The sequence below is a fragment of the Mucilaginibacter sp. genome (assembly GCF_036383575.1).
In the GTDB taxonomy this organism is placed as follows: domain Bacteria; phylum Bacteroidota; class Bacteroidia; order Sphingobacteriales; family Sphingobacteriaceae; genus Mucilaginibacter.
The window spans coordinates 1-11,339 of the sequence record NZ_DASVOB010000068.1 but is presented as its reverse complement, the minus strand read 5'-3'; the positions used below and the strand labels follow the sequence as shown (position 1 = coordinate 11,339).

Below are 11,339 nucleotides of genomic sequence, written 5' to 3'. Positions count from 1 at the left end.
GTTTGCGCGGTGGGGTGAGGAGAAATCTTCTACAACATGCTTTTTCGCCCGGCATGTTGTAGAAGATTTCTCTTTCGCTTCAGCACTCAGCCAGCCCTCCGCTCTATCGAAATGACATTTTTTATTTGACAATGATTTTTTATCCTGAACTCAGGTTAATTAATTAAAAGAACGGTTTCGTAAACTTAAACAATCAATTCTCCGGACTGAATAAGCGCGGTCGGTTCTATGGATTTAGGCTCAGTAGTTTGCAACAAAAAGCCCTGCCGGCATCTTACCGATAGGGCTTTTTGGTGTTAATTATTTAGGGGCTGACAGATGTTTTACTCTTTAAACAAAAGCGGAGCAAGTTCGTAAAGGCTGCGGCGCCAGGTTAGGAACTCATGAGCGGTGTTTTCAGATACGAAAGATACCGCATCGTAGCCTGCCGCTTTTAATGCAACCACAGCATTTTTAACACCTTCAGGCCTTTCCTTACTGCCGCAGCTGATAAATATCAGTTTAGGTTTTGTCTTATCTTTAAGCTCATCCGACGAATAAGTGCCACCGCTGAGCAGGGCATAGTAAGCAAAAAGCTCCGGCTTGTTTAGTGTGATCATATGTGTTTCCATACCACCCATTGACAAACCCGCCATGGCACGGTGAGCCCTGTCGGCCCGTGTGCGGAAGCTGGCATCAACGTAGGGGATAAGCTCATCAGTCAAAACTGTTTGGAAAGGATCGATCTTAAAACTTTTTAATGCGCCGGGGCCGGGTCTTACGTCATTGGTCATCCCATAGGTCATTACAATAATGAATGGTTGTATTTTACCGGTTGCTATTAGGTTATCCATGATCAGGTTGGCGTGCCCCTGGTTACTCCATGCGGTTTCATCTTCGCCCCAGCCATGTTGCAGGTATAATACCGGGTATTTTCTTGATCTGTCCTTCTCGTAGCCCGGTGGTGTGTAAACAAAAGCCCTGCGAGAGGTATTGGTGCTTTTGGACGGGAAAAGTATCTGCTGCACATTGCCGTGCGGAACATATTTAAGCGAATAGAAATCCTGGTCGTGTGCTGGTATTTCGATGCCGCTTTCCCAGCGTGTGGAGCCATAAAAATTTAGTGTACCCGGATCGTTAAATATTCCCCCATCAATGGTTAAATGGTAGTAATGAAATCCTTCATCCATCGGCCCCTCTGTGGTGCCCGTCCAAAATCCGTCGGCTCCTTTTGTTAGTTTAGTACCACCGCGACCGCCGAGACCGAGACTCACTTTTATACTGTCAGACTGTGGGGCCTTAATACGAAAGCGCGCATAGCCCTGCGAGTTTACCTGAGGGTATTCTTGTCCCGGTTGGTTAAAGGTGGATGGTTTGAAATCTTCGGCTATTGAAGCCGTTTGTGCCCTGCAGAGGCAGGAGATAAATGTAAATGCCAATAAGGCAAGCAAGTGTTTGGGTTTCATAATTGAATGTTGAGGTTTATATATTGTGGATTTAGTAAAATGCCGGGTTTGTTTTGATGCCGTAAAATATCCGGAACCTGATAGGGAATTAAATTGTGATTAATTGTTTTTATTACACATATTTTATTGCTGCTTTGGTTGGGTTTTTACCGGGACGGGGTTTTCATTGTTTACGAGAACTTGATCCGGGATAACCTTTTTTAAAATAGTTTATAATGGCGATCCGGTTGTTTTGGGCTGCTTTTCTTTTACCATAAAAGTATTTTTATAGCAAAAGCAAGGCACGCAATTTTCAGCATAATTTTACAACGTTTGTCAATAACGGGTTTGATGGCATCATTGCCGCAAATTCGTTCATATGCACTTTTGTACAATAATTACCGGTGTAATTGAACAAGTGTGTTATTTCTTTGAACAAACGTTTGCCTGTTTCATCGTCATAAAATGTAAATTTGGATATTGATGTACTTCAAAAACATCGATCAAACCAATTTTAAAACCATAATTCATAAACAATTTTTCCTGCGGCTTGCCTGCATTGGAAAATGTAACCTGTCACTTATGATGCATTATTTACCCCAATTATATGCGCGTAAAACGATGTACGCCGCGCCGACTGGCTTTGCGCGAATTGTACTGACGCCGGTTGTTTTAACCGTTCTCTGTATCCAGGTATATGCACAAAAGCCTAACCTTAAGTTCACTACCTTAACAACTAAACAGGGGTTAATGGGTAATGCCGTAAATTCCATCATAAAGGATGTTAACGGAATGATATGGATAGGCACGTCAGAAAGCCTTTACAGGTATGACGGCAAGCGCTTTAAAGTTTATCCCCTTGGCATAAAAAGGCAGGTAGAGACCGGCTCGAACGAAATAAGCAGTATGAGCATAGACCGTACCGGTACTCTATGGGTAGGTACCATTGGTTATGGTCTTTATTATTATGACCGGGCGGCGGATGTTTTCAAAAACTTTACTTCCCCCTTAAAGGGACAGCGTTTAAGCCAGCGTGTTGTTACCGCTGTATGCACAAATAGTAAGGGTTATATTTGGGTGGGTACTGTAAATGGCCTCGATGTGATCGATCAGGACCGGAAGCATATCAGCCATTTTGAAACCGGGACAGACAAACCGGGCCTGATACCGGTTAAAAGCATGGGTTATATTTTTCAGGACAGTTACGGCAGAATGTGGGTATGTACCAATGCGGGTTTGTATTTGTATGATGAAATACGTAGGCGTTTTAAAGCGTTCCGCCATCAAAAAAACGATCCGGGCAGTTTACCATCAGATGTGGTCATGACCGTTTCGGAGGATAAAATGGGCAATGTGTGGGTGGGTACATCAAATGGTTTGAGCCGCCTGGCGAAAGATGGAGAACATTTTATCAATTATTGTTATAATGATAAAGATGAACATTCATTGTGCGGTGACATTGTTTACAGCATAGCAGCCGACGACAAAGATCACATTTGGGTAGGTACAGAGGGCGGCCTTAATATCATGGACGTCAACACCGGGCAATCCATACGTTACCGTCATGACCCGCGCGATCCTTATAGTCTTAACAGCAAATCTATTCGGAGCATTTATATCGATCCCGATGGCATTTATTGGGTGGGGACCTATATGGGGGGCATCAATAAATACGATAAGAACCTGACTTTATTTAATTATGTTCAATCTACCGAGTTAGATCCTTATGGTTTGAGCGCGCCTATTGTATCGTCATTTGCGCAAAAAAACGATAATGAGCTGTACATAGGTACAGACGGCGGCGGCCTTAGTATATTCAACAACAAAACCAACCGTTTTAGTCATATCCCCATAAAACCAAAAGAGAAAATAAATTCGGCGGGTTTGCCCATCCTTGCTATGCTGCTGGATCATAAACAGCAACTTTGGATAGGAACATTCGGGCATGGACTTTTTAAATTGAACACAGCGAACAACGCCTATACACAATTCACCAGCGGTACCGAAAAGTTAAGCATTAGTCAAAATAATATTTTCTGTTTTAAAGAAGATCACCTTGGTAACATATGGATTGGTACTAACGGCGCCGGTGTTAATGTGTTTGAGGAGAAGACAAATAGTTTCCGCAGATTCGCGCCGGCTATTTTGGCTGCAAAAGGTTATAACTTTCCATCAAACGGCTATATCAGGGCCTTCGAAGAGGATAATGACGGCAATATGTGGATAGGCTCATATGGCACCGGCATCGCTATTTATAACCCGGGTACAAAGATGTTCGATTTTCTTAACCCAACCAATACCGGCTTGCCAATAGCAGAGGTGTTATCCTTAAAAAAGGACGCCAGCGGGAACATATGGATAGGCACGAACGGCGACGGGCTTTTCTTTTATGATCATCGACATAAAAAGGTAACGGCATTTAAATATAATAACCAGTTACCCAACGGTGTGATCTGTAAAATTTTACAGGATAAAACGGGTAATATATGGTTCAGCACCAATCAGGGCATTGGCAGGATCGATCCGGCAGACGAGAAGCTTTATGTTTATTGCCATGATAATGGCCTTCAAAATAATGTGTTTTTAAATGGATCTGGTATTATTGCTACAGATGGCACGCTCTATTTCGGTGGGGTGGACGGGTTTAATTATTTTAGAGGCTCAGATGTCAGGCTCAACAAAAAGTTGCCGCCGGTTGTGTTAACTACCCTGAGTATTGATAATAAGCGGATCTCGCCTGATCATGATAATCCATTACCTGTTAACATTGGTGAGATGCAACAAATCACCATCAAGTATAAGCAGGATTTCTCCATCAACTTTGTTGCGCTTAATTATACACTTCCACAACAAAATCGTTATTCCTATATCTTAGAGGGGTTCAGCACTTCCTGGAAAAATGCCGGTACCTCAACAACTGCCAGTTATACTAACCTTGATCCGGGCGAGTACACTTTCAGGGTAAAGGCTTCCAACAATGACGGAAAATGGAATGACACGGGTACATCGCTGAAAATTATAGTGAAACCGCCTTTCTGGATGACCATTTATGCCTATGTGTTTTATGTTTTGCTGGCTTTTGGCATTTTATTGCTCATCCGCCGGCAAGGTGTTAAAAAGCTTAAGAAGAAACTGAATGATGAGCAGGAACGCAAAGCCGCCGAGGCCCGTCATGAACTGGATGAGATGAAGATTGAATTTTTAACCAATTTGAGCCATGAATTCCGGACACCGATATCTTTAATAATGGCGCCGGTTGACAAGCTTCTTGAACAGTCTAACACCGAACCTGTTGCTGGACAATTGGGCGTTATCAAAAGAAATTCGCGTAGGTTGCTTAACCTTGTCAATCAGTTACTTGATTTCAGAAAACTTGAGGAGAACGAACTTAAGCTGAATTTGGTTGAAGGGGAGTTTATTTCTTTTGTCCGCGAAGTTGCAGATTCGTTTTACGACCTGGCCAATAGAAAAAAGATCTCAACCGTTTTTAAAACAGCCGGTGAAAGGTTATTTGCCAAATTTGATCACGACAAAGTGGAGCGGATATTATTTAACCTGCTATCCAACGCCTTTAAATTTACGATGGCAGGGGGACAAATCACTGTGGAAATTACCGCCCCCATTATTTCGGCCGATGGCAGTTCATACCAGCTTAGTATCTTGGTTGCAGATACAGGTGCAGGCATCTCGCCCGAACAGGTTGGCCATGTTTTTGACAGGTTTTATCAGGCAGATGCCCAGCCGGCTATCCTTAACCAGGGCAGCGGGATAGGTTTATCCATAACACGTGAGCTTGTGCAATTGCACGGCGGCCAAATTAGTGTAGAAAGTGAACCTGGTAAGGGATCAACCTTTTCTTTAACGATTTCATTACCGGTAATAAATTTGTCAGAAACAGCAATGTCCGGACAGGATATGCTGGCGGCAACATCCGGCTTTGTTGAAGACGATAAGGACAGCAGGCCCCAGCCGGAGAGTGCAACAGGTGTTAGCCGGCTGCACGTGCTGATCGTTGAAGATAATGATGATATGCGGCATTACCTGGTCGAAAATCTGGGTGCTACTTATAAAGTGTCGGAGGCGGTTAATGGTCGCGATGGATGGCATAAGGCGCTCGCTGTACATCCGGATCTGATAGTTAGCGATATCAGTATGCCCTATATGGATGGGATCCAACTGAGCTGTAAACTCAGGGCCGATAAACGAACCAGCCACATCCCGATCATCTTATTGACGGCTATGACCAGTCAAAAAGAACAACTTGCAGGGCTGGAATTAGGTGTAAACGATTACCTGACCAAACCTTTTAATTTCGATATCCTGAATATCAAGATCAAAAACCTGCTTCATATAAATAAATCGCTTAAAGAAACCTATCAGAAAAAAATAAAGGTTATCCCTGCGGATATGGATATAGAATCCTCATCAGAGCGGTTTATTAAAGATGTGGTAATATACATTGAGGAAAACATAAACAACCCTAAGTTTTCTGTTGAAGAGATCAGCCATCACTTTAGCATGAGCAGGGGATCGTTCTATAGTAAGATCACTGAACTCACCGGCGAACCGCCTGTAGAATTTATCCGCTCGATAAAACTGGACAAGGCAACTGTATTATTGGAAAAAACCGATCTGACCATTGCCGAGATCGCATATTCTATCGGTTTTTCTACGCCTCATTATTTTACCAAATCATTCAAGGCTAAATATAATATCCTACCATCCGAATACAGGGTAAAAAAGGAAAGCGTTAAAAGTGTCGCTTAGGGTCTGTTAGGAAATAAAGGATATCGTTTACAGATAGATGAAATTTCATTGCCGTTGGTTTTAACCAACGGGACAATGGGTAGCGATAGGAGGGCTTCAGCCCAAATCTGCAGCATAATTGGGCTAAAGCCAAGACTTTTCAACTCTTTTACCGTTGGTTTCAACCAACGGTAATGAATGTTTTTTTAAGAGCTTCTTAGGTGGTTAAAGTGAGCCACTGTTACCTGCCGGTGCTCCCGGTTGGTTGAACAGGTATAGGATCAGTATCAGGCTGTGATTTGTAACCAAGCAGGCTCAGCATTTTTAATCCATACCTTGTGCCTAAGATCCGGTAGCCCTCAGCTGTGAAGTGCAGTTTATCAGCTGCAGCAGGGCATCCGCCGGAGTTGATCACATAGGCGGTTGGGATAACATCCGGTAGCTTATCAATTATTTGGTTCATCGCGGCACATTTACCGTCCTGATCCGCGTTAACCAGTTCGCCGGCAAGCAACGGCACTTTCCTGGGTTTGAGGCGGAGATCTTTGATCAGCATATCGTAGATGCTTTTTACTTTTTGAGTCCAAAGTGTGTCATTCGTGTTTGACTCGCCCTGGTGCAGTAAGATCCCTTTGATCAACCCGTGCTTTTGTGCCAGTTTAGCCATCTCCACCAAATGGCCGTAAGGATCTCCACCGTATTCATTGATCATGTTCACCATCCAGGCTGGTGCGGTGGCAGCATAGCCCTTGTAGCTGCCTTCCTGGAACAACTCAATTTTACAACCAGCTACCGACACATTGACAATACCAACCGTTATATCATGGGGCAGGGTGGCTATTAAAGTACGACCAAAGTAGTCGGCCGGCGTAAGGCCGGTGTTGCAACGTGCCAAAGGTGGTACGGCAGTATACCAGTTGCCTTTGGTTCGTTTAAGGTTAGGACAGTCAACTGTTTCCAATACCTGTAAACGCTGGTCAACAACGGTGTCTTGTGGTTGAATGCGTGCGTTACCTTCCATGTTGGACTGGCCGAAGCACAAAAAGATATAAAACTTTTTGTTTTGGGCTGACGCGGTGCCGGTAAATAATGAGATGATCACGAACAGGGTAAAAGAAAGGATTCTTGTATTCATTGTATGTTTTGAGGTTTTTATAGCGGGCAAACGGCCCGGCAGTAACTCAATAAAAGTAGCTGAACGGCCAGGTATGCAATTACAACAATTGTTGAAAGTGCTATAACAGTTGTTGAGGTCTGTGTTGTCCCTAACAATATTGGGAGCCATCTAAAAGCTTAGCTGCCGGTGAGCGATAGGAGCTGCGCGTTTTAAAAAACATTTGCATCGTTTTAAATACCGTAAACCAATGTGTTAACCTTTTCAACATGCGTGTCATTTAAAGTTTATGCCGCTCAATACTTTTGACTGCGCAAAACAGACCAATGATAAACTATATGAACCTTAAAAAAAGTTTACTGATAAGCATAGGACTTTTTTATACTACTTATGCTGATGCGCAAAAAATTCCTTATCAAAATCCAAAACTACCATCAGAAGTGAGGGCAAAGGATTTGGTGAAAAGGCTTACCCTAAAGGAAAAAGTAGGGTTGATGAAAGATGTTTCCGATGCGATACCCCGTCTTGGTATCAAAAAATTTAACTGGTGGAGCGAAGCGCTGCACGGTTACGCCAACCAGGGGCCGGTAACTGTTTTCCCCGAGCCGATAGGCATGGCAGCATCGTTTGATGATCAGTTGTTATTTCATGTTTTCGATGCCGTATCTGACGAAGCCCGGGCTAAAAATAATGATTACAAAAAGAAGGGAGAGAGCCAGCGTTTTCACGACCTGTCGGTTTGGACACCGAATGTCAACATTTTCCGTGATCCGCGTTGGGGACGTGGTCAGGAAACTTACGGCGAAGACCCTTACCTTACATCGCGCATGGGCGTTTCTGTTGTAAAAGGCCTGCAAGGCCCTGCCGACGCCCGATACCGTAAATTGCTGGCCTGCGCAAAGCATTACGCGGTACACTCCGGACCCGAATGGAGCCGACACGAATTAAATATTAACAATGTTAGCGCGCGCGATTTATGGGAAACATATCTGCCGGCTTTCAAATCACTTGTTACCGAAGCCGATGTGAGGGAAGTGATGTGCGCCTATCAGCGCCTCGATGATGAGCCTTGCTGCGGTAACAGTCGGTTACTTGGCCAGATATTAAGGCAGGATTGGGGATTTAAATATCTTGTTGTATCTGATTGCGGGGCTATTACCGATTTTTACCGCACACACAAATCTTCATCCGATGCCGAGCATGCATCAGCTAAGGCGGTACTCTCCGGTACCGATGTGGAATGCGTGGGCTACGCTTTTGATAAAATCCCGGATGCCGTAGCTCGCGGTTTAATCAGGGAAAAGGATATCGACGCCAGTGTAATACGGTTAATGACACAACGCTTTGAACTGGGCGAGATGGATAAGGACGAATTAGTTCCGTGGACAAAGATTCCGCTTTCGGTGGTTAATTCGCCTGCACATCAAAAGCTGGCCCTTGATATGGCGCATGAGGCGATGACCTTACTTCAAAACCGGAATAATATTTTGCCTTTAAGCAAGAAACTGCAAAAAGTAGCGATAATTGGCCCTAACGCCGATGACTCGCCAATGCTTTGGGGCAACTATAACGGTACCCCGGCAAGTACCATCAATATTTTAGAAGGAATCCGGTCGAAATTAAGTCCCGGTCAGATCATTTATGACAAGGCTTGCGATTTGACCGACGACAAGGTTACCGAAACAGGCATTACAGAAAGCAGCATAGACGGCCAGCCTGGTATAAAGGCTACCTACTGGAATAACCACACTATGGATGGCACTCCGGTCATTACAACCCAAATTACCGGGCCGATGTCCCTTACAACCTTTGGCGCGCATCAGTTTGCACAAGGTGTTAATACCGAGGGATTTTCTGCACGGTATGAAACAGTTTACAAACCATCAATTACGGGTGATATCGTTTTTAAACTGGAATGTACCGGTGGGGGGGAGCTCCTGATCGATGGAAAGTCGGTACTGCGTAATGGCAGCTGGCGCTTATTACCTGCACGTTATATCTTACAGGCAGAAGCCGGGAAAAGCTATAAAATAGAGTTACGCTATAAACAGCTCAATAATTGGGCAGCGAACCTGTTCTTTAACTTTGGTAAGGAAGTAGCTATAAGTTATGACGCGTTGGTCAATAAAGTTAAGGATGCTGATGTCGTTATTTTTGCAGGGGGTATTTCGCCGCGCTTGGAAGGTGAGGAAATGCCTATTCAGCTACCTGGCTTCAAAGGTGGCGACCGTACAGATATCGAGTTGCCGGCCGTACAGCGCAACTGCTTGGCAGCACTTAAAAACGCGGGCAAAAAGGTGGTCTTTATAAATTGCTCAGGATCGGCAGTTGGCCTGGTGCCGGAGACCGGGAATTGTGAAGCGATTTTACAGGCATGGTATGGCGGCGAAGCAGGCGGACAGGCAGTTGCCGACGTGCTGTTTGGCGATTATAATCCGGCGGGTCGCCTGCCGGTTACCTTTTACAAAAATATTAGCCAATTGCCTGATTTTAGCGATTATCAAATGACTGGCCGCACTTATCGCTACATGGCGCAGGAACCATTATTTCCCTTTGGTTTCGGCTTAAGTTATACTGATTTTCGAATAGGCGACGCAACACTGAGCAAAAACACCATTGCTGCTAACGAATCGATACAATTATCGGTGCCGGTAAATAATGCAGGCCGGCTTGATGGTACAGAAATAATACAAGTGTATATTCATAAAACAGACGATACGGAAGGACCCGTTAAGACCTTACGTGCGTTTAAGCGCATCGCGGTACCTGCCGGAAAAACAACACTCGCGGCTATTAACCTGCCGTCAAAAACATTTGAATTCTTTGATCCGGCAGATGCTATGGTAAAAGTATCACCTGGTCAATATGAGGTGCTTTATGGCACCAGCTCGGATAAAAAGGACCTGAAGACAGTCAAGGTAACCATCAAATAATATTATAAATATAATGATATATCTGATAAATCGACCGCAGCAACGGCGTGCCGTTTTAAAGGATATTAAGCATAAATAATACCTCACCTTTTATCACTTTTCTTTTTTAAAATTGGTTGTAAGGACAGCGCGAGGCTGTCCTTATTTGTTTCCTGCAATTTTACGGCATTTACAAAGAGGCAACAGAAAGCACCGTTCAATTTGACCTGAAAAGATCTATCATAGAACAACCTCTATCTATTTAAGTTATTTCGCCCGCAGCCGCTGTGTAACAAAGCAGCAAAAAGCGCTCTTCCCGGACAATTTAATCTGCCATATATGGCTAAATATTTAATCTTTCTGTCTCCATAGATCCTCAAAAATTATTGTTTTAACAACACTTAAATGTTGTAATTTCCAAGTGTGTCGCAATCGATTGTTATTGATCGTATTTTACCTCCAAATTGATAAGCCAATACAACTTTTTAACGAAAAAAAGCACTCATCTTTAGCTCGATTTTTTTTTGATGTTTAATTAAATAATTGTAAATCAATTGTTTGTAGTTTGTTTTAACTAAAATAACCTCGGCATTCACGCTGCGCCTGCCTCATTTTTCTGATCATATAACTGTTGCTATCCTGAAAGAAAATCCTGATCTACAGTGTTTGCTTAAACAAATGTTGTAAGATTTAGATAAAAATTGCGCTATTGACAAAACAACTCAAGATACTTTTACACTCATTGTTTTGACCAACTGAAGGTCGTTACAAAGGTACTACCAACAAAACGGTGTACCGGCATACCAATTATAAACTTGTGTAATAAAAAGCGGGGTCATTATGGCATCTATTGCTTTCGCTTACCACGAAACAAGAGACTTCCAGTTTTGTAAGGAGCATCGACACTGCCAATTTGAATGTGGAAAGCCAAAGCGATGCGTTTGGGTTCGACGGTTTTTAAAAGATAACAAACCTAAATATTAATTATCAATCACTAAACACGAAAATTATGGAGAGACAAAAACACATGTTCAATTCCGGCTTAAGTCCCGGGCATTTACTTCCGGCAACTTGCAAATCATCTTTTAATTCCGGTAACGGTGCCTAAAAGTGAGTCAGAACGATTTTAAGGCATTTGCTATA

The 11,339-nt window shown here is 43.4% G+C and carries 4 protein-coding genes; 2 read left to right on the top strand and 2 right to left on the bottom strand.

Annotated elements, in window-relative coordinates; genetic code table 11:
* Positions 1-323: 323 nt before the first annotated feature.
* Entirely contained in the window at positions 324-1,445 is a 1,122-nt protein-coding gene (locus tag VF500_RS02340; RefSeq protein WP_330858136.1) for an alpha/beta hydrolase-fold protein, read from the bottom strand.
* 561 nt (positions 1,446-2,006) lie between these two features.
* Here VF500_RS02340 and VF500_RS02335 point away from each other — a divergent pair.
* Entirely contained in the window at positions 2,007-6,191 is a 4,185-nt protein-coding gene (locus tag VF500_RS02335) for a hybrid sensor histidine kinase/response regulator transcription factor (protein WP_330858135.1), read from the top strand.
* Positions 6,192-6,411: 220 nt separating this feature from the next.
* On the opposite strand, the gene VF500_RS02330 is transcribed toward VF500_RS02335, so the two are convergent.
* Entirely contained in the window at positions 6,412-7,305 is an 894-nt protein-coding gene (locus tag VF500_RS02330) for a sialate O-acetylesterase (protein WP_330858134.1), read from the bottom strand.
* 317 nt (positions 7,306-7,622) lie between these two features.
* Between VF500_RS02330 and xyl3A the strand changes: the two genes are divergently transcribed.
* A complete protein-coding gene (gene xyl3A, locus VF500_RS02325) occupies positions 7,623-10,217 on the top strand; it encodes a xylan 1,4-beta-xylosidase (protein WP_330858133.1) in 2,595 nt (864 codons plus the stop codon).
* Positions 10,218-11,339: the final 1,122 nt, after the last annotated feature.

Bases quoted from the DNA above. Each gene is read 5' to 3' on its own strand.
- xyl3A (WP_330858133.1), top strand. From the start codon at position 7,623: ATGAACCTTAAAAAAAGTTTACTGATAAGCATAGGACTTTTTTATACT.
- VF500_RS02330 (WP_330858134.1), bottom strand. From the start codon at position 7,305: ATGAATACAAGAATCCTTTCTTTTACCCTGTTCGTGATCATCTCATTA.
- VF500_RS02340 (WP_330858136.1), bottom strand. From the start codon at position 1,445: ATGAAACCCAAACACTTGCTTGCCTTATTGGCATTTACATTTATCTCC.
- VF500_RS02335 (WP_330858135.1), top strand. From the start codon at position 2,007: ATGATGCATTATTTACCCCAATTATATGCGCGTAAAACGATGTACGCC.